This is a genomic window from Anaerostipes rhamnosivorans, from assembly GCF_005280655.1.
Taxonomy (GTDB): domain Bacteria; phylum Bacillota; class Clostridia; order Lachnospirales; family Lachnospiraceae; genus Anaerostipes; species Anaerostipes rhamnosivorans.
Genome location: NZ_CP040058.1, coordinates 774,434 through 796,801, shown reverse-complemented (window position 1 = coordinate 796,801; position 22,368 = coordinate 774,434). Strand labels below are relative to the sequence as shown.

Annotated in this window: 20 protein-coding genes; 2 read left to right on the top strand and 18 right to left on the bottom strand. The window is 45.9% G+C overall.

The genetic code is table 11. The annotated features are described in order from the left end of the window. The first annotated feature begins 184 nt into the window (after positions 1-184). The gene (gene glmS / locus AR1Y2_RS03845; RefSeq protein WP_137327789.1) at positions 185-2,005 is read left to right on the top strand and encodes a glutamine--fructose-6-phosphate transaminase (isomerizing); all 1,821 of its coding nucleotides are present in this window, start codon (positions 185-187) and stop codon (positions 2,003-2,005) included. A gap of 304 nt (positions 2,006-2,309) precedes the next feature. Here glmS and AR1Y2_RS03840 read toward each other — a convergent pair whose 3' ends face one another. The 12 genes from AR1Y2_RS03840 to fsa all read right to left on the bottom strand — a co-directional run bounded on the left by AR1Y2_RS03840 (position 2,310) and on the right by fsa (position 13,309). Next, entirely contained in the window at positions 2,310-2,798 is a 489-nt protein-coding gene (locus AR1Y2_RS03840; RefSeq protein ID WP_137327788.1) for a hypothetical protein, read from the bottom strand. Between the two features lie 101 nt (positions 2,799-2,899). After that, complete coding sequence (locus AR1Y2_RS03835; RefSeq protein WP_137327787.1) at positions 2,900-3,769, bottom strand: ribokinase; 870 nt, start codon at positions 3,767-3,769, stop codon at positions 2,900-2,902. A 76-nt stretch (positions 3,770-3,845) separates the two neighbouring features. Further along, positions 3,846-4,736, bottom strand: coding sequence for an ROK family protein (locus AR1Y2_RS03830; protein WP_137327786.1), 891 nt, complete (start codon positions 4,734-4,736; stop codon positions 3,846-3,848). Positions 4,737-4,830: 94 nt separating this feature from the next. Further along, on the bottom strand, positions 4,831-5,700 hold the full coding sequence (locus tag AR1Y2_RS03825) for a ketose-bisphosphate aldolase (protein WP_137327785.1): 870 nt from the start codon (positions 5,698-5,700) through the stop codon (positions 4,831-4,833). 24 nt (positions 5,701-5,724) lie between these two features. Continuing rightward, positions 5,725-6,579, bottom strand: coding sequence for a class II fructose-bisphosphate aldolase (locus AR1Y2_RS03820; protein ID WP_137327784.1), 855 nt, complete (start codon positions 6,577-6,579; stop codon positions 5,725-5,727). A 13-nt stretch (positions 6,580-6,592) separates the two neighbouring features. Beyond that, positions 6,593-7,675 carry a PTS fructose transporter subunit IIC gene (locus AR1Y2_RS03815; protein ID WP_137327783.1) on the bottom strand — a complete coding sequence of 361 codons (1,083 nt, stop codon included), beginning with the start codon at positions 7,673-7,675 and terminating at the stop codon, positions 6,593-6,595. A gap of 21 nt (positions 7,676-7,696) precedes the next feature. Beyond that, positions 7,697-8,011, bottom strand: a complete 315-nt coding sequence (locus AR1Y2_RS03810; RefSeq protein WP_137327782.1) for a PTS fructose transporter subunit IIB — start codon at positions 8,009-8,011, stop codon at positions 7,697-7,699. A gap of 230 nt (positions 8,012-8,241) precedes the next feature. Beyond that, entirely contained in the window at positions 8,242-8,691 is a 450-nt protein-coding gene (locus AR1Y2_RS03805; RefSeq protein ID WP_137327781.1) for a PTS sugar transporter subunit IIA, read from the bottom strand. Between the two features lie 22 nt (positions 8,692-8,713). Further along, complete coding sequence (locus tag AR1Y2_RS03800) at positions 8,714-10,687, bottom strand: BglG family transcription antiterminator (RefSeq protein ID WP_137327780.1); 1,974 nt, start codon at positions 10,685-10,687, stop codon at positions 8,714-8,716. A gap of 188 nt (positions 10,688-10,875) precedes the next feature. Then, complete coding sequence (locus AR1Y2_RS03795) at positions 10,876-11,814, bottom strand: transketolase family protein (RefSeq protein ID WP_137327779.1); 939 nt, start codon at positions 11,812-11,814, stop codon at positions 10,876-10,878. 1 nt (position 11,815) lies between these two features. Continuing rightward, a complete protein-coding gene (locus AR1Y2_RS03790; protein ID WP_137327778.1) occupies positions 11,816-12,637 on the bottom strand; it encodes a transketolase in 822 nt (273 codons plus the stop codon). Between the two features lie 18 nt (positions 12,638-12,655). After that, a complete protein-coding gene (gene fsa / locus AR1Y2_RS03785; RefSeq protein WP_137327777.1) occupies positions 12,656-13,309 on the bottom strand; it encodes a fructose-6-phosphate aldolase in 654 nt (217 codons plus the stop codon). A gap of 330 nt (positions 13,310-13,639) precedes the next feature. Between fsa and AR1Y2_RS03780 the strand changes: the two genes are divergently transcribed. Then, positions 13,640-14,719 carry a LacI family DNA-binding transcriptional regulator gene (locus tag AR1Y2_RS03780; protein WP_137327776.1) on the top strand — a complete coding sequence of 360 codons (1,080 nt, stop codon included), beginning with the start codon at positions 13,640-13,642 and terminating at the stop codon, positions 14,717-14,719. Here AR1Y2_RS03780 and AR1Y2_RS03775 read toward each other — a convergent pair. The 6 genes from AR1Y2_RS03775 to AR1Y2_RS03750 form a co-directional block, all read right to left on the bottom strand. After that, positions 14,716-16,320: an amidohydrolase gene (locus AR1Y2_RS03775; protein ID WP_137327775.1), complete on the bottom strand. Its 1,605-nt coding sequence runs from the start codon at positions 16,318-16,320 to the stop codon at positions 14,716-14,718. The genes AR1Y2_RS03780 and AR1Y2_RS03775 overlap by 4 nt on opposite strands. A gap of 70 nt (positions 16,321-16,390) precedes the next feature. Beyond that, entirely contained in the window at positions 16,391-17,305 is a 915-nt protein-coding gene (locus AR1Y2_RS03770; RefSeq protein ID WP_137327774.1) for a diacylglycerol/lipid kinase family protein, read from the bottom strand. A 67-nt stretch (positions 17,306-17,372) separates the two neighbouring features. Further along, complete coding sequence (gene purB, locus AR1Y2_RS03765) at positions 17,373-18,803, bottom strand: adenylosuccinate lyase (protein ID WP_137327773.1); 1,431 nt, start codon at positions 18,801-18,803, stop codon at positions 17,373-17,375. Positions 18,804-18,817: 14 nt separating this feature from the next. Beyond that, positions 18,818-20,245: an amidophosphoribosyltransferase gene (purF, locus tag AR1Y2_RS03760; RefSeq protein ID WP_137327772.1), complete on the bottom strand. Its 1,428-nt coding sequence runs from the start codon at positions 20,243-20,245 to the stop codon at positions 18,818-18,820. 22 nt (positions 20,246-20,267) lie between these two features. After that, entirely contained in the window at positions 20,268-20,972 is a 705-nt protein-coding gene (purC, locus tag AR1Y2_RS03755; RefSeq protein WP_137327771.1) for a phosphoribosylaminoimidazolesuccinocarboxamide synthase, read from the bottom strand. A gap of 135 nt (positions 20,973-21,107) precedes the next feature. Then, positions 21,108-22,307, bottom strand: a complete 1,200-nt coding sequence (locus tag AR1Y2_RS03750) for a glycoside hydrolase family 3 protein (protein ID WP_137327770.1) — start codon at positions 22,305-22,307, stop codon at positions 21,108-21,110. Positions 22,308-22,368: the final 61 nt, after the last annotated feature.

Below are 22,368 nucleotides of genomic sequence, written 5' to 3'. Positions count from 1 at the left end.
GTGGCTTTGGACACGTGATGTACAGAAAAAAACTGTGAGTAATCGCAGAACAAAGGCTGTACAGCCAAAGATATAAAAACCACACAAAACCTAATAAATGAAAGGACACATGGCCGCTTTTTCTGAATTTAAAGCGACGTTTTATTTGTGTCCGCATAAAATTAAATAAAAAGGAGATTTCAACATGTGTGGAATTATTGGATTTACAGGGAAACTCGAAGCAGCAGATATCTTAGTAGGGGGCCTTACACAGCTGGAATACCGCGGATACGACAGCGCCGGGATCGCAGTTAATGAAGGTGGGTCTACAAAGATTATCAAAACAGCGGGAAAGGTTTCTAACCTCCGTGAAAAGGTGGATTCTTCTGATGATCGCAGCGGAACATGCGGGATCGGCCATACACGCTGGGCTACCCACGGAGGTGTTACAACTACCAATGCCCATCCCCATGTAGCAGGAAATATCACTTTGATTCACAATGGGATCATCGAAAATTACAAAGAACTCGCTGCTGCCCTCAAGGCTCAGGGACGCACTCCGGTTTCTGAGACTGACACTGAGGTAGCCGCTTTATATCTGGACTCTGTATATGATGGAGACCCATTTGCAGCAATGAAGAAAGCAAATGAAATCCTTGACGGAGCTTACGGTTTCTGCATCATGTTCAAAGACCATCCAGGAGAGATCTACTGCATGCGCAATTCCAGCCCATTGGTAGCTACCTCCACAGATGACGGTGCTTTTATCGCTTCTGATATGGTAGCGTTGCTTCAGTATTCTAAAGACTACTTTGTTGTGCCGGAAGAACACATTGTCGTGATGAAAGAAGACGGCATTACACTTTATGATATGGATCAGAATGTCGTATCACCTAAAATGCTTCACGTTGACTGGGATACTACCGCTGCACAGAAGGGCGGATATGATTACTTTATGCAGAAAGAAATCTACGACCAGCCGGAAGCACTGACAAACACTGTTATGCCGAGACTTCACAACGGTCTTGCAGATTTCAGCGCTGACGGTATTTCTGATGACCTGTTTAAAGGCATCAACCGTGTCATCGTGACCGCATGTGGTACCGCAATGCACGCAGGATTAGTGGGCCGCCACTTGATTGAATCTATGGTGCGCATTCCTGTCACTGTGGAACTTTCTTCTGAGTTCCGTTACATGGATCCAATCCTGGATGAACATACGTTGGTTGTGATCGTTTCCCAGTCCGGAGAAACAGCCGATTCCCTTGCTGCCCTGCGTCTTGCCAATGAACGCGGTGCAAAAACCCTCTCCATCGTCAATGTCAAAGGATCCAGCATTGCAAGAGAAAGCGATCAGGTATTATATACACACGCAGGACCGGAAATTGCTGTTGCCAGCACAAAAGCATTCTCCGTACAGTGCGCAGGATTCTATCTGATTGCACTGAAACTGGCAGAACTGAGTGGTAAATTTACGGAGGTAGAATTATCAGAATATTGCAAAAAATTTGAAGAGGCCATCGCCACTGTGTCAGAAGTCCTGGAAATGGACAGCTACATCAAAGATATCGCAGAAAAGATCAAAGACACCTTCTCCGCGTTCTTCCTGGGCCGCAGCCTGGATTATGCCATCGCAAGCGAGGGATCCCTGAAATTAAAAGAGATCTCTTACGTTAACTCCGAGGCATATAATGCAGGAGAATTAAAACACGGAACCATCTCTCTTGTAACCGAGGGCGTTCCAATTATCGCGATTGCAACACAGGATCATGTGCTGCCAAAGATCATGGCAAATGTGGAAGAAGTCAAAGCCCGCGGAGCCCATGTCATCATGGTAACCGACAAAGATATGTCAGACTACGAAGGCGTATACGATGACCTGATCCAGGTACCTGCCGTAGATGATAGATTCGGAACCTTCGGAGTTACCGTGGCACTACAGCTTCTCGCATACCACGTGACCGTATTCAGAGGAAACGACGTAGATCAGCCACGAAACCTCGCCAAATCCGTAACAGTAGAATAGACATTGGCATTGGCATTGAGCACTTAATGAAACCGAGCCAAAGGCGAAGGTTGAATTTAGTGCGAAAGCCGTTACCGAGACTCAATGAGACCGAGCCGCAGGCGAAAGTCGAATGCTTAGTCGAGTGTAACTTCCTTTGCTCACTTAATGAAACCGAGCCAAAGGCGAAGGTTGAATTTAGTGCGAAAGCCGTTACCGAGACTCAATAAAACTGAACTAAAAAAACCACCAGCATACTTGGCTGGTGGTTTTTGCTGTCCGTACGGATTAGAATTATACGGGAAAGAAGGGTCAATCAGAAGTATTACTTCACTTCTTTAAGACATCTAATTTCTTCACTATGGCTGATGATGACGTCCTTCATCACTGAGAGCATCCTCGTATTTTGTTCTACCTGCTCACTCAATCTACGAAACTCCGCATGTGGTATCCTATCTTCATAGAGAGCATTTAACTGAGGGATCAACTCATTTTCTACGCGGAAACATGTTTTCTTAACCGAGGTAAGATCCTCCTCCATTGAGGTCTGTCTATCTTCTACTCCTGTCAATCTATCCTCTACCCCTGTCAGCCTAACTTCTACCCCTGTCTGTCTATCCTCTACCCCTGTCAGCCTGACTTCTACCTCTGTCAGTCTATCCTCTACCCCTGTCTGTCTATCCTCTACCCCTGTCAGTCTGTCTTCTACCCCTGTCAGTCTATCATAGATCGGCTGAAGTTTAAGGTCTAGTTTCTCATCCAGTTTTTGGTCCATTATTTCTTCAATCTTTATAAGTAATGTATTGTCGTCCATTCTCCGACCTCCTTCTTTTGTGTTAAGTCTATTATATCTCTTATGCGCAAAGGAAACAACATATTTTTCCATTTTAGTTATATTCAGAAAATTTCTAAGATTCAAACTTCTTCTGCAAAAGGAATGGACGGTGCCGCTCCCTTACGGGATACCGCAATGGAGGATGCTTTCGCACACCTTTTTAAATTATCCGCCGGACACATACCGTCAATGATACCCGCAATGAAATAACCGGTAAACGTATCTCCTGCCGCAGTGGTATCTACCACATCTGTCGGCACACAGGCCTGTTTAATCCTCTCTGTTCCTTTCTGATACACAGCGCCTTCCTCCCCCAGCGTCAATACGATCTCTGCTGCTGGAAACTGTTCTGCCATCACATTCAGTATTTTATCCGGCTCTCTCTTTCCTGTCATCTGGAAACCTTCAACTTCATTAAGCATAAAAATAGAGATTTTAGAAAAGTCACAACAGTCCAGCGCGTTATTATAAGGTGAGGGATTACACACAATTCGCAGCCCCCGTTCAAAAGCTCTATCAATAAGATAATCCAACAGATTGATCTCATTCTGAATCAATAGAAAATCTTCTGGTCTAAACTGCTCCAGCGCCTTATCCATTTCTGTCTTAGACTGCCTCATATTTGCTCCCCCAAAGAGCAGTATTCCGTTTTGCGCATTCCGGTCCACTTGTATGACTGCATGTCCGGTCTCTCCGTCAACCGTGCGCACAAAAGCAGTATCCACCCCGTATTCATTCAGCACATCGAGGAGCATCTGCCCGTCACTTCCAACCGTACCGCCCTGAAAGACCTTCACCCCGGCTTTTGCAAGTGCAATGGACTGGTTCAGCCCCTTGCCGCCGCAAAACGTCTCCCTTTTGTCTGACGCCTGTGTCTCTCCAGGCTCCGTGATGTGGTCCACCTGATATACAAAATCATAGTTTAAAGAGCCATAATTTAACACCTTCATAAAGCTACCTCCCAGACCCGTTTTTATCTTATTATAACATCTGTCAACATAGGAAGAAATGAGTTTTTCTTCTTTATTACGGTGTGTGAAATACCAGATACGCCGCGCCAATCAGACCACAGTCTTCCCCAAGCTGCGCTGGTACAACATGAATATGATCTCTCAATGCTGTGTATACCTTTTCCTCTGCCCTACTCTGAATTTCTTCAATAAATCCAGGAATCTTTAAGGCAACGCTTCCGCCAAGTATAAACAAATCGGGATCCAGAACCCCATATAAGATACCAATAAAATTTGAAAGGAATTCATATGCATCCTCCATAATCTCCTTTGCCGCTGTGTTCCCTTTTTCTGCAAGCTGATAAACCTCACCGGCATGCTTTACAGAAAGTCCGGCTTCCTTTGCTCTCTTGACAATGGCAGTCCCACTGGAGATGGATTCCACAGATCCTTTTTTCAGATCTCCCTGGAACGGACCGTTCCTCCACAAAACGGAATTGGCCACCTCCTGCGCAAATCCCCTGGAACCATGATAGATCTTCCGGTCTATACAAAATCCTGCCCCAATTCCGGTAGAGACCGTCAAGAACTGAACATATCTGCTATCCTTACCCGCACCTGCTGCCGCTTCCGCCAAGCACGCCAGATTTGCGTCATTTTCCAGGTATACCGGAACTCCCAGAGCTTCTTGAAGTCTCTTTTCTATGGGCAAATTATGCCAGCCCGGAAGATTGGGCGGGGTCAATACAATACCTGCCATCAAGTCCAATGGCCCCGGGCAGGAGATGCTGATGCCCTCCACTTTTACCTGAAAGCCACGAATGATGTTCTTTATTCCGCAAATCGTTTCCCCAGCCTCCTCTTTGTCCGTCAGAAATTGTTCTCTCTGTATAATATGAAAGTGTTCATCGATCAAAGCCACCCTTGTATTCGTTCCACCCACATCAATGCCAACTGCATATCTCATATCTCTCCGCCTTTCTTAGATTTGTTAAATAACAAGTTTTCTGTGAAATGAAGAAAAGAGCAGCCGAAGCCGCCCCTTTCCTCAAACGATCGTTTTACCCATAATAATATTTTACTTTATCCCTGGAATCAAAAAGTACTATTTTATCCGCCACCACTGCCTTGCAGGCTTTGATCGGCTCTGGATAAATCTCCAATGGTTCCCTGTATTCTGGATGCTCCTTTAAGACCTCCCGGCATTTTGCATAAAAGGCTGCTTTGATGTCACTGGAAATGTTGATCTTAGAGATTCCGATCTTCACTGCTTTTGCAATCTCTTCATCCTTATTGCTGGATCCCCCATGCAGCACGAGAGGGATATCTAATGAATCCTTTAATGTCTGCAAAATATCCAGCCGGAGTTCCGGTTTCCTATCACTCGGATAAATTCCATGAGCCGTTCCGATTGCCACCGCCAGGGTATCAATGCCCGTCTGCTTCACAAAATCATTTGCCTGTTCAGGATCCGTATAGATGACACCGGTGGTGCCGCCCTCAATTGAATTCCCTGTGGTTCCGATGGTTCCTAATTCGCTCTCCACAGAAACTCCCACCAGATGAGCCACCTCACATACCTTTTTTGTAACCGCAACGTTCTCTTCATATGGAAGCGTTGATGCGTCGATCATAACAGAAGTGAACCCTGCCCGAATGGCCTGCATGACTGTCTCAAATGTGTCTCCATGGTCCAGGTGAATAACCACCGGCACATCAGTTTTAGATGCTTCGTAGATCATACTTTGAACCAGACTGTCCTCCACAAAATGAAACTCATCGGGAGACATTTCCAGGATCACGGGACTCCTTAACTCTTTTACTTCCTGCATGACCGCTTTTAACAGCTGGTCGCTTCCGATATTAAATGCAGGCACTGCAAACCCTTTTTCATCTGCTACCTTCAGCAAATCTTTCATATTCATCAACATTGTACGATTCTCCTTATCTTCTTTTTATAATGATTTTCCTTCAGACTTTGACAATTTAATGTACTTTTTTACAAGCTCACGACTGTCCTTTTCTGCCTGGTGCATCATGACCCAATAATTAATATCCGGATCTTTGTCCAGCTGTCTTTTGATGCTTTCCACATTGGCATTCATAAAATCACATCCCACGTTTATTTTATTGATCCCATATTCCACGCATTTACGGATATTATCATCCCCGGATCCGCTTCCTCCGTGAAGAACAAGAGGCATTTTTGTCTTTTCTTTAATGTTCTTCAGTATTTCAAAATCAAATGCGGGTACAAATCCTTCCGGATAATTCCCATGGGAGCTCCCGAAAGAGATTGCCAGTGCGTCGATTCCGGTCTCTCTGGCAAAACGCAGCGCTTCGTCCGGATCTGTCTTCATATCATCATCTGTATAATGGTCTCCTTCACTGACTCCCATACAGCCGATCTCCCCTTCCACGCTGGCGTCAAATTGGCTTGCAAAGTCCACGATCTCTTTGGTCATCTTGATGTTGCCTTCCAGGTCATAGGCAGAAGCATCTACCATCACACTGGAATAACCGTCAACCAGAGCTTTCTTTAATAAACCAGGGTCCTCACCATGGTCGAAATTCAACGCCACCTCCACGCTGGCTCTCTGGGCCAGTTTTTTTACTATAGGAGCGATCAGACTGCTGTCGCAGTGTTTTACCATATGCTCCTGAACAATATTCACAATGACAGGGGCCCTTAAAGACTGGGCTGCCTCAATGACTGCTCTGGCTGTTTCTATATTAAAGCAATTGATCGCCATGACTGCATAGTTTTCTTCATTGGCACGGCTCAGCATTCCCTTCATGGATACATACATTTTCTTCTACTCCTTATGAAATTTTAATATCTGAGAAATCAATATCTTCCTCTTCCTCCGTGTCGGCCTGGTTTTCCACAGGTTTCTTTTTCAGTATGAACAGAAGGATTCCCGTGATTACGGAACCGATAGCCAGCGCCAGACAGAACTGCAGCGGCTTATTCATGGCCGGAACAATAAACATGCCTCCGGATGGCACCGGTGATTCCACACCCCACATCATAGATAGGCCACCGCCGATGGCAGCTCCCACTGTACAGGAGAATACCACACGTACCAAATCGTTCATGGCGATTGGGATGACCCCTTCCGTGATCATACAGATGCCCATCGGGAATGCGATCTTAATATTATCTTCTTCCTCTTTATTATACTTCTGCTTCTTCATAAATTTTGACGCCGCATATGAGAGAGTCACTCCGAATGGGGGCACCATAGATGCCAGGATCTTCACTGCCTCCGGCCCCTGGACACCTTCCAGCAGCAAGCCGTCCGCAAACAGCGAGGCAACTTTGTTGACGGGGCCTCCAAAGTCAAAGGCCGCCATTCCTCCCATGATGGCACCAAATACAAATTTGGCGCTGCCCTGCATACTTGTCAGGAATTCTGTCAATGCGTTGGTCAGCCATACGATCGGCACTCCAATGACAAAAAACATTAAGAGCCCAACCACAATCGACGCAATGGTCGGAACGATCATCATCGGCATCAGGCCCTCCGCCCATTTCGGGACTTTCAGCTTATCCTTCAGCCAGAGTACAAAGAATCCAACAATATAGCCTCCCAGCATGCCTCCTAAAAATCCGGCCCCGATTTCTTTGGCGATACAGCCGATCAGCAGACCTGGGGCAATTCCCGGCCTGTCCGCAATCGAGTAAGCAATCGCCGCAGAAATCACCGGCGCAAGCAGCCCCATCCCCAGCACTCCGAGGCTGGTTAAGGCGGACGGCACAGAAAATGATTTTGCATAATCTTCAATGACAGAACCGCCGGTGAGATTTCCAATGGCGATCAGCAGACCAGAAGCCACAACCAACGGCAGCATGTAAGAAATGGCGGTCATGGCATGTTTTTTTAACTGTAATTTTTTTAGCATCGTTGTCCTCCCTTTTCTTCTCTAATTTTTCATAACTTTTCCCTGGATGGTCAGCAACAGTTTCTTCGGGGCTTTGATCACTGCCTCTGTCGGAACCTCCACGATAGGCAGGCCCTTGAAGCGTTCTTTTCCGCCGACTTTGATGTCCGCCGCGATCAGCGCCACATCAGCTTCCCTGATCTGTTCCAGTGTCACCTCATCTTCCGTCCCTATGGTCCCCTGTGTTTCAATATGCGCCTCAAATCCAAGTTCCTGCGCTGCCCTTACAATTTTTTCTTTTGCAATATATGTATGGGCGATTCCTGATGTACAAGCTGCAATTCCTACAATCTTCATTTTCTGTATCCTCCTTTCCTTCTGGCTGATGAACTTTATCCTGTGAATAAATCATACTATAGTTTGTGTCCCTGTGTTCATTAACTCCGGGCTTTTTAATGCGGAACTTCTTTTCCCTTTCCCAAAGAAAACGGACAGTTTTAACACTTTATTCCGGTAATATTTTATAAGCAATATTAAGAAAAAAACAGCTCCAGGAAAACCGGAACTGTCTGTTCTTTCATCAACTTTTATGAAAATACTTTCTTTAAATCTTCCACACTTTCTGCCTCAAGCAGTGTGTTCACAGCCTCATCGTTCCCCAGAGTCCTGGCAACTTCCGCCAGAAGTCTTAAATGGGTCTTGGCGTTCTCATTGTCATTTCCCACCGCAAACAAAAAAATGAGTTTTACCCCTTTTCCGTCTAAAGTCTCCCACTGGATCTCCTGGTCCAGCTTTCCGATGGCAATCCCCACCTGCGTGACCGAACTACTTTTTCCATGAGGAATGGCTACAAAGTTTCCGATCCCGGTCTGTCCTTGAGCTTCCCTCACATAAATATCCGCCACATACTCATCCACATCTGCGATATATCCCGCCGACTTTAGTTTTTCTGCCAGATATAAGATTGCCTCTTTTTTATCCCCTGCGTTCATATGCAGGTCAATGACTCTCTCATCCAACACACTTTTAATATCCATCCTTGTCCTCCTTTTCCTTTCACTACTGAATAAGATATTTATACACTTCAATCGTTGATTTCATGTTCCTTAACATTTTAATCTTCTCCTCTGTATCGATCAGGGACACATATTCCTTGTAAAACAACTGGATACGGTGAATCTCATCTCTTGTATTCATTTTAAAACCGAGCAGAAATACAATCTGGATCTGTTCCCCATCCCATATAACCGGTTTCTCTAAAAAAGCGATCGCCACCTTTGATTCATTCACAGCGGTAGGGGATCCATGGGGAAGGCTGATTCCATTCCCGATGGTCGTTGTTGTCTTGCTTTCACGTTCCATCACAGTGTCATAAAAGTCATTTTTTACGACACCCTTTTTTTGCATGGCTTCACACATGATTTTTAAACACTCTTCCTTGGTCTGAACGTTTAGACCTGTGAAGATCAGTTCCGGTGAAAACAGCAGGCAGCATTCGGGAGAGAATGGGTTTTCATTCTCGATCAGCTGGGAGTTCATATCATCCAGATGATTCCTTAGCCTGATGATTCCGTTTTCACTTAAAATGTTCGGGATCACAGCAACCCTTTTATCCTTTGTCTTCATGATCTTTGAGGAAATGATCAGATCATAGTCCCAATAATCCTCTGTCTTATAATCGTGGGTGCTGACAAATACCAATTTTCCAATCTCCGGTACAAACTTTCTTATCCGTTCTTTGATCAGCTGGGCATGGCCCATGTTGGAATCCGTGATCACTAATGCGTTATACTGATGCTTTTTCCTTTCCATGGCTGCCTGGATATACAACACGATGTACCCGATCTCATCTTCTGTGATCTGCAGGTTATAACTCTCCTCAAATAAAATGCTGATGACCCAGCTGGCCCGGAATACGTTTTTATACTCCTCTTTAATAAAATCAATCAGAGCATTATCCTGAGGTGTTCCGTATCTTAATCTGAATATTGTGGGACGCAGATGCACGATCAGACTTTCCTTCACCTTCTGATCAGCGGTCAGGTCCACTTCCAGCACATCCCCGATCATTTTTAACATCCTGTCTACAAATTCCACCAGCTTATTATCATACTTTTTTACCTGCTCCAAAGTAACTTCCACTTCAGAGATACCGATAAATTTTGAACACAAGATCTGAATAGACAAAAACAGAATATCCTCAGACAGAAAATGTACATGGAACACCTCCTCCAATTTTTCAAAAATAGCCACTGTAAAAGCATATTCCGTATATTTTTTTAGGATCTTAAGCTCCTCCTGATAGTAATCGCTCACCAGGGGAATTTCCAACTCCTTTCGTTTGTACGCTAAACAGCAATAAATTAAAATTTCATAATAAGAATCATCCGTAAACCGATATTTCCACTCATTTTCGGTCTGGATAATGCACTTTTCAACTGCCCGCACATCAATGTTCGGAAAGAAATAACTGATGTTCGCCCGGATATCCTCCACATCCGATTTATCCATGATCAGATTCTTTAATGCCACCCTGTATTCATTTTCCTGGCTTTTGAGCCGGTATCCCTTACCTCTTTCATTCACTAATATGATATGGTATTGGTTCAGCCATTCTTCACATTCTTTCAGCACCTTCAGCATAGTGGGAACGCTCAAATACAGTTTTTCCGATAATTTCTGTGTTGTCAGTGTCTGCCATGGACGAAGGTTAAAAAATAACTTCAAGGTTTCAGTCATCCGCTCTTCAGGATCGTAATTTCCCACCTGATATTTTTCCCTCCTGCCAAGGATTGCTTGGATCTGCCCTTTCTGCTCATTGGTTGCCTCCAGCCATATCCCAACCCTTGGCTTGCGCCGGATCTCTCCCAGATTGTTCTGTAATAGAAACTCATTCATTCCATCTAGCTTGTTCCTTACAGATTTTTCAGAAAGGCCTACTTCCCGAGCAATTTTTCCCGCTGAAACAATCTTTCCATCCATAAGGCAGTCAAAAATCTGTTTCTTATAGAATTTATCTTTTGAACGTCTCATCCCTTCCAGGCTCCTCTCAATAAAAATGAAATCTTTTTTACACCTCCTTTTTTGTTATTTCAAGTATAGCATAGAAAAATTTGCCCAAATTATCGAGTCCGGACATTTTAATGCGGTAGAATTTTCCTAGTAACAAAAAAGAGACCTCCGAAGAAGTCCCTTTTTCATGAAGCTAATATGATGATTCTCTATACAAAAGCTTTTACGCTCTTATAGATACCCTCGCTGTCCAGTCCGAATTCTTTAATCAGGGCAACTGCCGGTCCTGAATGTCCGAATACGTCCTGTACGCCAAGTTTCAGTACCGGAGTCGGTGCTTTTTCACTCAGTACATCACATACCGCGCTTCCAAGTCCGCCGATCACAGAATGTTCTTCCACTGTGACCACTTTTCCGGTCTCTTTTGCCGCTGCGATCACCAGCTCGTCATCAAGCGGCTTCACGGTTGCCATGTTGATAACCTTTGCGTTGATTCCGTCTGCAGCAAGCTTCTCGGCAGCTTCAAGGCTTTCACCTACGCAGAGTCCGTTTGCGATGATGGTCACATCGGTACCTTCTCTTAACACGGTACCTTTTCCGATCTCAAATTTGTAGTCTGCTGTGTCATTGATCACAGGCACAGCCAGACGTCCGAATCTCATGTAGACAGGTCCGTCAAGTTCTGCCGCTGCCTTTACAACTGCCTTTGCTTCTACATCGTCTGAAGGAACAATGACTGTCATTCCAGGGATCGTGCGCATTAAAGCCACATCTTCACAGCACTGATGGGTAGCACCGTCTTCTCCGACAGAGATACCGCCGTGGGTAGCGCCGATCTTTACGTTCAGGTGAGGATATCCCACACCATTTCTTACCTGCTCATATGCACGGCCTGCAGCAAACATTGCAAATGTACTGACAAACGGAATCATTCCGCTGGCAGCAAGTCCCGCTCCCACTCCAACCATATTGCACTCCGCAATACCGCAGTCAATGTGGCGTTCCGGGAATTCTTTCTTAAATACACCAGTCTTTGTAGCGGCAGCCAGATCGGCATCTAACACTACTACGTTTGGATTTTCTTTTCCTAATTCAACCAGGGCGTTTCCATAGCTTTCTCTGGTTGCGATTTTCTTTACATCTGCCATCTTAACATCCCACCTTCTCTAATTCATTCAATGCCTGTTCACACTGTTCATCATTCGGAGCAGAACCATGCCATCCAACCTGATTTTCCATGAAGGATACGCCTTTTCCTTTGACTGTCTTCATGATGATGGCGGTCGGTTTTCCTTTGCACTCTTTTGCTTTTTTGAGTGCATCAGCGATTTCATCAAAGTTATGTCCGTCGATATTGATTACATTGAAGTTAAACGCTTCAAACTTTGCGTCGATCGGGTACGGAGAGCAGACATCATCAATCTTTCCGTCGATCTGAAGGCCGTTGTTATCAACAATGACAACCAGGTTGTCAAGCTTTCTGTATCCTGCGCTCATGGCAGCTTCCCATACTTGTCCTTCCTGGATCTCACCGTCTCCGAGAAGTGTGTAAGTGCGGTAGTCTTTTCCTTTTAATTTTGCAGCTAAAGCCATTCCCACTGCTGCAGAGATTCCCTGTCCCAAAGATCCGCTGGACATATCAACACCAGGGATTTTCTTCATGTCAGGATGTCCCTGTAAGTAAGAATCAATGTGGCGCAGTGTCAGTAAATCTTCTTTCGGGAAAAATCCTCTCTCTGCAAGAGTGGAGTAAAGTCCAGGTGCAACGTGTCCTTTTGATAACACGAAACGGTCCCTGTCTTCCATCTTAGGATTTTCAGGATCAATGTTCATCTCTTCAAAATATAAATATGCAAACATATCTGCTGAGGATAAAGATCCCCCCGGATGTCCGGATTTTGCAGCGTGTGTCGCTTTAATGATCCCTTTTCGGATCTCATTGGCTGTTTTTTGTAATTCTGCCACTGTCATTTTTTCTCCCAACCTTTCTTATTCTCCAAATACTGCTTTGTAATCTGCCTGGAATTTTGCGATTCCCTGGTCTGTCAAAGGATGATTCATCATCTGCTCAATGACATTGTAAGGGATGGTAGCAATATCAGCGCCCATCTTAGCACATTCGATGACATGGATCGGATTGCGGACACTTGCACAGATGATCTGAGTGTCGATTCCGCCTGCCTCAAAAATCTCTACGATATCAGCGATCAGGTCTAAACCGTTCTGGGAAATGTCATCCAGTCTTCCTAAGAATGGAGAAACATATGTAGCTCCTGCCCTTGCTGCAAGCAGTGCCTGTGTCGGGTTGAATACGAGAGTCAGGTTTGTCTTTACTCCCTCAGAAGATAATACTTTTGTAGCCTTTAATCCTTCCACTGTTGTAGGGATCTTAACTACCATGTTCGGATGAATTTTAGCGATTTCTCTTCCTTCTTTGATCATGCCTTCTGCATCCGTTGTTGTCGCTTTTACTTCACCGCTGATAGCTCCGTCTACAATAGAAGTGATTTCTTTGATGACATCCTCAAACTGTCTTCCTGATTTTGCGATCAGAGACGGGTTTGTTGTAACACCGCAGATCACTCCCATGTCATTGGCTTTTTTGATATCTTCTACATTTGCTGTGTCTAAAAAGAATCTCATATTATCTTCCTCCTAAAAATGAATTGCTACACTTTTGCTCTGGTATCATTTAACCATGGATTCCTTTCATTTGTCAAACGCCAAAACCCTAGTGTTTATGCGATTTCAAAGGAAATTATTAATAATTTTCATCTTTATTAATAACCTCTGGTTTTTGATTATTGTATACCAGATTGATGTTCTCAAAAAAACCTCGATTTTATCTGTTTTTTCTTTTCTGTTTATGATATGATTTTTTTAAAGACTAATAAATACCGTTTTATTATTAATATTTTCATTTTTTATTAATGAATATTAATTAATTAATATTTTTTTTGATTAGGAGGATTTATGGCTTCGAAAAAGAAGATCACCACAAAAGATATTGCAAACTATGCAAATGTTTCCCAATCCGCAGTTTCCATGATCCTGAACCAGAAGAGCAATGTGTCCTTTTCAGAGGAGACCAGAAAGAAGGTGTTAAATGCAGCAAAGGAACTGGGTTATGAAAAGAAGAAAAAAAAGGATACCCAGCTGATCGGGCTTTCTAAGGTCATTGTCATCATGTGCCCGTTTCTATCCAACCACTATTATTCTATTTTAGTGCACTCTATCACAGAGCGCGCCCATGACTACGGATATGTGACATTTGTGGCCCCAACCTTAAGAAATCCCAACACTGAGCAGTTCTACCTGAATATGATAAAGGACTTTGACGCGTCGGGCATTGTCTATCTCTACCCCACTTCCTGGCTGGACGATGTAAACCAGCTGTCCAAACAGATCCCTGTGATCAACATCGGTGACAAAAATGACGACATCATGTTTGACTCTATTCATGTAAGCAGCACCAAACCGGCTTATCTGGTAGCAGAGCATCTGTTGTCCCTGGGCCACCGGAAGATCACCTATGTGTCCACACCCATGAGCACCATCGAGCGTTCCCGCTCCAAGCGTTTTGAGGGGCTAAAAAAAGCCTTTTACGAACACGGTTTTGATCCCGGGAATGTGACCTGCCGTTCTGTCTCCACCGGGGAATACAATACTCTTTCCCCCAACATGCTGGAGTATTCCTGCGGCTTTAACCTGACCAAAGAAATCCTCACGGAAGGGACAGACTCCACTGCCTTTGTGGCCTACAATGATATGGTGGCATTGGGTATCTTAGACGCCTTGTTTGATATGAAGTATAAAGTCCCAAATGATTTTTCAGTGTGCGGTTTTGACAACATCCCTATGGCGGACATGCGCCGGATCTCCCTGACTTCCGTGGAACACTCTATTGAGGCCAAGGGAAGGGAGGCTGTGGACATCATCGTAAGGCACAGGGAATCCCAGTCCAAGAACAAACCCAGAAGCTTTGTGACAAAGCTTGAGTTTGAACCATTTATCGTGAAACGCAAGAGTACCGGAAAGGCCAGGAATACCTAACCTCTCCGGTACACAGTCCTGCCCTCCTTCACCGTCTCTTCCACCTTGATCTCTCTCAGCTTCTGGGGAGGGGTTTTCAATGGATTTTGAGATAGGATCACCAGATCCGCAAGCTTTCCTTCCGTTATACTTCCTTTTTGGTCTTCCTCGAAATAGGCATAGGCTCCGTTGATCGTCACTGCCTTTAACGCCTGGTAAATGCTCACTCTTTCTTCTTCCCCAAGCACGGTCCCTTCTCTGGTGGTACGGTTCACTGCGCACCAGACCGTGTGCAGCATGTCCGGAGGGATTACCGGTGAGTCTTGGTGGAAATTCACACAGAGGCCCTGCTCAAACGCCGATCTCGCCGGACTTATGACTTCTGCCCTCTCTTTTCCCAGGTTCTTTAGATGGATATCTCCCCAGAAGTAAACATGGTCCACGAACATGGACGGGATCATTCCGATCTTCTTCATCTGGGAGAGCTGTTCCTTTCTCACCGTCTGACAGTGGATCATCACCGGCCTTAAATCCTCATTTTCTGCCGTTTTCGTCTGCTTCATGGCAGCTTTCCAGCCTTCGATCCATTGCTCGGAAGCTGCATCCCCATTGCAGTGGGCCAGGATCTGCATCCCGCTGTTTATAGCATCGGCGGCATATCCTTTCACTTCGCTGTCCTCCATGGCTGGATATCCCCGGTACTCTGTTTCCCCCTCATACGGTTTGGAAAGCCAAGCAGTCCTGCCCTGGGGCGAACCGTCCAGGATCACTTTCCGGCCTCCCAGCTTCATATGGTTCCAATACCGTTTCTTAAGGTCCGGATACTTCTGTTCCACCTGTTCTGGATTCTCTCCCACCAGAATATAAGAGACCACATCCACCAGCAGGCTGCCATCCCCAGCCGCCTCGTATAAGCTCTCCACATCCTGGGCGGACGCGGCGCCATCCTGTACTGTTGTGATCCCATGGGACAGGTAAAGCTCCTGGGCTTTGTGTATCTGCGCTTTCGGATCCCTGGGCACCTTGCTGTACACCTGGTCAAGAAGCAGCTTCAGAGCTTTTGTCTCTTCCGCATAGCCATCCGGCTCCATGGAACCCGGCACCCGCCCGAACCTGGAACCCTCCACATCTTTTGTTGTGGCATCGATGCCCGCGGTCTTTAAAAGCGCGGAGTTTGCAACTCCCATGTGCCCGGAAGCGTGCAGGATAAAAACTGGTACCCGCCCGGATACCTGGTCCAGTACGGTCTTGTCAGGATGCCTCTTTTCCTCCAGAAAATTATGATCATAACCCACACCGATGATCACTCCGTCTTCCCCGGTTTTCTGCTCCTTTTGATATGCCAGCAGACGCCCTTTGATATCCTGAAAATCTGTACTTCCTGACAGATCTGCAAATTGGGAAAATTGGGCCACAAGGGAAATATGGCTGTGGCAGTCAATGAACGCCGGCATCAATGACTTTCCTTTCAGATCGTTCATCTCTGCTCCCGGAGAAAGGCGTTCTGCCTCCTTGAGGCTTCCCACAAACGTTATGACTGTTCCCGATACGAGGACCGCTTCCGGCTCTTGTCTGTCTTCTTCCATTGTCAGGATGTCTCCGTTAAAATATATCTTGTCCATCTATTCTCTTCCTTTCTGTAAACCGTTCTCCCTGATAGGATTTACAGACTGAGGCCATTTTACTCCATGATCAGCCCAAAAGCTCTAATCCGCGGGTATTGACCGATATGGTCACATGACTGGACTGTCCCGGCACTTCCCCATCCATATGATAATACTGGGGCTCATCCATATAAAACTCCGCTTTGCGGCAGCGCAGGCTGTATACTCCAGGACACCCTTCATGTTTTCCCGCCGGCACTTTCGTAAGGAGAGGTATCATCTTTCTTTTTGATATCCCCGCCACGATACACAGGTTCAGAAAGCCATCGTCCGGAACCGCGCCAGGAGAAAATTTCAGTCCTCCGCCCTCATAGGGCAGATTATGTATGGACACAAACAGGACATCAGAAAACAGCTGTTCCCTGGCGCCGTCCAGGATCAAACGCATGGAAAACAGCTTTGCCGAAAGAAGCCCTCGGAGTCCGATTTCCAGATAGGTGAGCTTGCCAAGATGCAGTCGGTTTAAAAACTTCTTACTCTTTGCATGATTGACCATGTGACAGACCCTGGCATCATATCCAATGCCAGAACTGACAAGAAAACTCCCAGATCCCTCTTTGCTTTGGAGATCTCCTACATCCAGAGGCCGTACACTGCAGCTTGAGACGATGGACCGAACCCTTTCTATAGGATCGATTGAATACCCTATTCCCCTGGCAAAGTCATTTCCGGAGCCTGCAGGAACAAATGCCAGTTTGGCTTCTGCTCCTTTCTCCATTCCCGAGGCGGCTTCGTGCAGGGTTCCGTCGCCGCCCACCACTGTGATCACATCCGGACAATGTCTCCTGGTGATCCGCCTGACATATCTCTCGGCATCCCCCTGTCCTCTGGTCAGCATCTCACGAAAGTCAATGCCCTCCTCCATAAGATATTTCTTGATCTCCTCCCAGAAACGCATCCCCTTACGGGAGCCTGCGTTTGGATTGACAATAAAATAATACATATTCCTCAAACCTTCCTATGGAACAAAGAAAAGCCCCTTTAAAAAGGAGCTTTTCGTCATATATAAATTATACCGTGATCTCTGCCGTCAAACCGAGCAGGTCTTTATTTTCCTCCAGGATCGGCTGGATGACTTCTTTTACGAATTCTTCTGTCTGCTGCGGTGCACGTCCTACGAAATTCTTAGGTTCCATGATCGCTTCCAGCTGCTCAATGGTCATTCCGAAAGAAGGATCCGCTGCGATCCTTTCTAACAGGTCGTTTTCTTTTCCTTCTTCTTTGACGACCTTTCCTGCGGCCATAGAATGTACGCGGATCTTTTCATGAAGTTCCTGACGGTCCCCCCCTGCCTTTACTGCGTCCATCATGATGTTTTCCGTTGCCATAAACGGAAGCTCTTTCATGAGACGGCTCTCAATAACCTTCGGGTAAACCACAAGGCCGTCCACTACGTTTAAGTACAGGTCCAGGATGCCGTCGATGGCAAGGAACCCTTCCGGAACGGAAAGACGCTTGTTGGCGGAGTCATCCAGGGTCCTCTCAAACCACTGGGTGGATGCAACCAGGGCAGGATTCATGGCATCAGCCATCACATAATCAGCCAGGGATGCCATACGTTCGCTTCTCATAGGATTTCTCTTGTATGCCATAGCGGAGGAACCGATCTGGTTTTTCTCAAACGGTTCTTCTACTTCTTTCAAATGCTGGAGAAGGCGGATATCGTTGGAGAACTTATGGGCAGACTGTGCAATACCGCTCAGCACATTGAGCACTCTGGAATCGATCTTCCTTGAATACGTCTGTCCGGATACCGGCTGGCACTTGTCAAATCCCATTTTTTCTGCGATCATGCCGTCAATCTTTTTGATGGTCTCATGGTCTCCCTCAAACAGTTCTAAAAAGCTGGCCTGGGTTCCGGTTGTTCCCTTGGAGCCAAGGAGACGCATATTGTCGATCACATGGTCAAGGTCTTCAAGGTCATATACAAGATCCATCAGCCAGAGACTTGCACGTTTGCCCACTGTGGTCGGCTGGGCCGGCTGAAAGTGGGTAAAGCCAAGAGTTGGAAGATCTTTGTATTCCAAAGCGAATTTTGAAAGCTCATCGATGACATTTACAAGCTTTTTCTTCACGAGCTTTAACGCCTCTGTCATGATGATGATATCTGTGTTATCTCCCACATAACATGACGTCGCTCCCAGATGGATGATTCCTTTGGCATTTGGACACTGCTGTCCGTAGGCATAGACATGGGACATAACATCATGGCGCACCAGCTTTTCGCGCTCCTTGGCAACGTCATAGTTGATGTCCTCCACATGTTCCTTTAACTCGTTGATCTGTTCTTCCGTGATAGAAAGACCCAGTTCCTTCTCCACCTCTGCCAGGGCGATCCACAGTTTTCTCCATGTCTTGAACTTCATATCCGGAGAAAAGACATACTGCATTTCTTTACTGGCATAGCGTTCGGATAACGGGCTCTGATATTTATCGTTCATGAATTAAAATCTCCTTATTTATCATAATCTCCGCGGATATTTTCCTTCGGCGGCTCAATCGGATATGTTCCTGTAAAACATCCTCTGCAGATCGGAAGTCCTTCTGAGAGCTCGTCAAGTCTCTCGGTCCTCAGGTAACCAAGGCTGTCTGCCCCGATTATATCACAGATCTCATCGATGCTGCGGTTATAGGCGATCAGCTGTTCTCTGGCCGGGACATCCGTACCAAAATAACAAGGCCACAAAAACGGCGGGGAACTGATCCTTACGTGGACTTCCGAAGCTCCTGCATCTCTGAGCATGGATACGATCCGGTCACTGGTAGTGCCCCGGACAATGGAATCATCAATCATGATGACTCTTTTTCCTTTTACCGACTCCTTTAATACATTCAGCTTCACCTGGACACTGGATTCCCGGCTGCTCTGCTTCGGCTTAATGAACGTCCGTCCAACGTAAGTGTTCTTCACAAAGGCGGTCCCGTACGGTATGCCGGATTCCAGGGAATAACCCAAAGCTGCGGCGTTACCGGACTCAGGCACGCCCACCACCACGTCGGCTTCTACCGGTGAGTCCACTGCCAGATACTTGCCGGCCTTGAGCCTGGACTCGTAGACACTGACTCCATCAATGCAGCTGTCCGGCCTTGCAAAATAAATATACTCAAATACACATCTGGCTGCTTCTCCCTTTGGTAGGCACATGCTGCAGTCCGACTGGATACCGTCCTTTGTGATAGTCACAATCTCACCCGGCTCCACGTCGCGGACAAATTCTGCTCCCACGGTGTCCAGCGCACAGGTCTCAGAAGCTAGAATATAGGCATTGTCTCTTTTTCCGATACAGAGCGGCTTAAAACCATATGGGTCCCTTGCCCCGATCAGCTTTCTCGGAGACATAACAACCAGGGAATATGCCCCTTTGACCTTTCGGATCGCTTTTGCCACCGCGTCCTCCACACTGTGGGTATTCACCCTTTCCCGTGCGATGTGGTAGGCGATCACTTCCGAGTCAATGGTCGTCTGAAAAATCGCCCCGGAATATTCAAGTTCATGCCTTAACTCCAGAGCATTGATCAGGTTGCCATTGTGGGCCAGACCCAAAGTTCCTTTGACATAATTTAATACCAGGGGCTGCGCGTTCTCAGGGCAGCTTTGTCCCGCGGTGGAATATCTTACATGGCCGACACCGATGTCACCCTTCAGTTCTCCCAAAGACTCCTGGGTGAAGACCTCGTTGCAAAGCCCCATCCCCTTCTTGGAAGCCACCTGTCCCTTCGGACCATTGGTATCGGAAACTGCGATGCCACAGCTTTCCTGTCCCCGGTGCTGCAGTGCAAATAAACCGTAATAAATTGTAGAAGCTACGTCGTTGCCGTCAAAATCATAGACTCCGAAGACACCGCACTCCTCTCCTAACTTGTCAAAACGTTCTCTGTCCATTATCAAGCCTCTCTATTAAATATTATAAACCAAGTCTTCTGTATACTTCCTCGTATGCTTCTTCTACGTCACCTAAATCTCTGCGGAAACGGTCCTTGTCCAGCTTCTGGTTTGTCTCTAAATCCCACAGACGGCATGTATCCGGAGAGATCTCATCTGCTAAGATCACTTCATCCTTATAGCGGCCGAACTCAATCTTAAAATCAACCAGTTTGATGCCGATCTTCTTAAATTCTTCGATCAGTGCTTCATTGACTTTAAATGCATATTCTTTGATCTGTTCTACTTCTTTGCGGTTGGAGATACCGATTGCATAAGCAAAATATTCGTTGATCAACGGATCCCCGAGATCATCGTCTTTATAACTGAATTCAAAGGTAGGCTCTAATAATTCAAAACCTTCTTCAATTCCGAGTCTCTTGGAAAAACTTCCTGCTGCCACATTACGGATGATGACTTCAAGCGGCACGATCTCAACCTTTTTCACAACAGTCTCACGGTCACTGAGTTCCTGCACATAGTGAGTAGGCACACCTTTTTCTTCCAGCATCTTGAACATATAGTTGGACATACGGTTATTTACAACACCTTTTCCGACAATCGTTCCCTTTTTTTCACCGTTGAATGCTGTCGCATCATCTTTATAGTCGACAATTAATAAGTCCGGATCTTCCGTCGTAAAAACTTTTTTGGCTTTTCCTTCATATAATAATTCCTGTTTTTCCATGTTTTATCTCCTTTATTCTTCTGCTTCTGCTGCACTGCCTCCAAGCCGGAGGCTCCTCACAAATAGTATCACATATAAAAAACCAGTGCAATATCTTCTATTGCACTGATTTTTATTTTTCGAAATACAAAAAAATTATTGATTATCCTCTAGAAGCTTGGTATCCGGGGGGATCACACCTCTCTTAAGCTTCGTATAAATGATCCGTCTCACGGCCTTATCCACTACGGACTCCTTGATTCTGCCGTTCTTCACCGCGCTTTTGACTGCCTTATATGCCTGTCCCAGATCCTCAGGCATGACAACGATGTTCACTCCTGCTTTCACTGCCTTCACAGCAGCTTCCCCGGAGCTGTAGTTGTCGGTGATAGAATTCATATTCATGGCGTCGGTGAGGATCAGTCCGTCATACTCCATCTCATCCCTTAAAATGTCAGAGATAACCCTCTCGCTTAAACTGCAGGGCTCCTTTTCATCTGTCACATTGGTAAGAATCAGGTGAGACACCATGACCGCATCCGAGTCCGCGTCCATACCGCTTTCAAATGGAAGAAACTCTTTTTTCCTCAACTCCTGGATCGTCTGCTTTGTCTCTACCGCTCCACGGTGGGTATCCCCCAAAGCGTCACCACTTCCGGGAAAATGCTTCAGCGTGGCTGAGATCTGCTGCTTCTGCATACTCTTTACCAGTGTCTTTACAATGGATGCCACTTCCTTCGCATCGGAACCAAAGGACCGGTTTCCAATCTCCGTATTGTCCTCATTGGACAGAACATCTGCCACCGGAGCCAGATTCATATTGACCCCCAGGTCTTTGAGCTGCTTGCTCTGTTCCTTTCCCATCTTGGCGATCTGCTGGTCCGTATAGGTCTCCCCGATCTCCCTGGCCTGAGGAAACTGGGTAACTGAATCCGGGAGTTTAGAAGCAATCCTTGATACCGTCCCTCCCTCCTCATCTGCCGCTATAAAAAGCGGTACGTGGGAAGCATTCTGGAGATCCTGCGTAAGTTTCTTAAGCTGCTTTTCGGATTCCACATTCTTAGAAAACAAAAGAATGCCTCCCACGGGATACTTCTTCATAGTCTTTTTCATTGCAGTTGTAACCTTAGTCTGTGACTTGCTCCCGGAACTGTCTAATGAATAGACGGATACCATAAAAAGCTGTCCGATCTTTTGCTTTAACGACATGTCCTTTGTGATATCCTTGGCCATTCCCTGCAGAGTAGCTTCGTCCAGATCCTCTGTTTTTGTATAATCCTTTTTTCCGTCAATGTTGCAGCCGCACAATAAAAGACAGAGGGCCAGCATCATGCATATAATACGTCTTCTCATCATAAAAATTCCTTTCATAATGAAATCATTATAGCATGAATCGGCACCTCTGTCATTGTCCGTA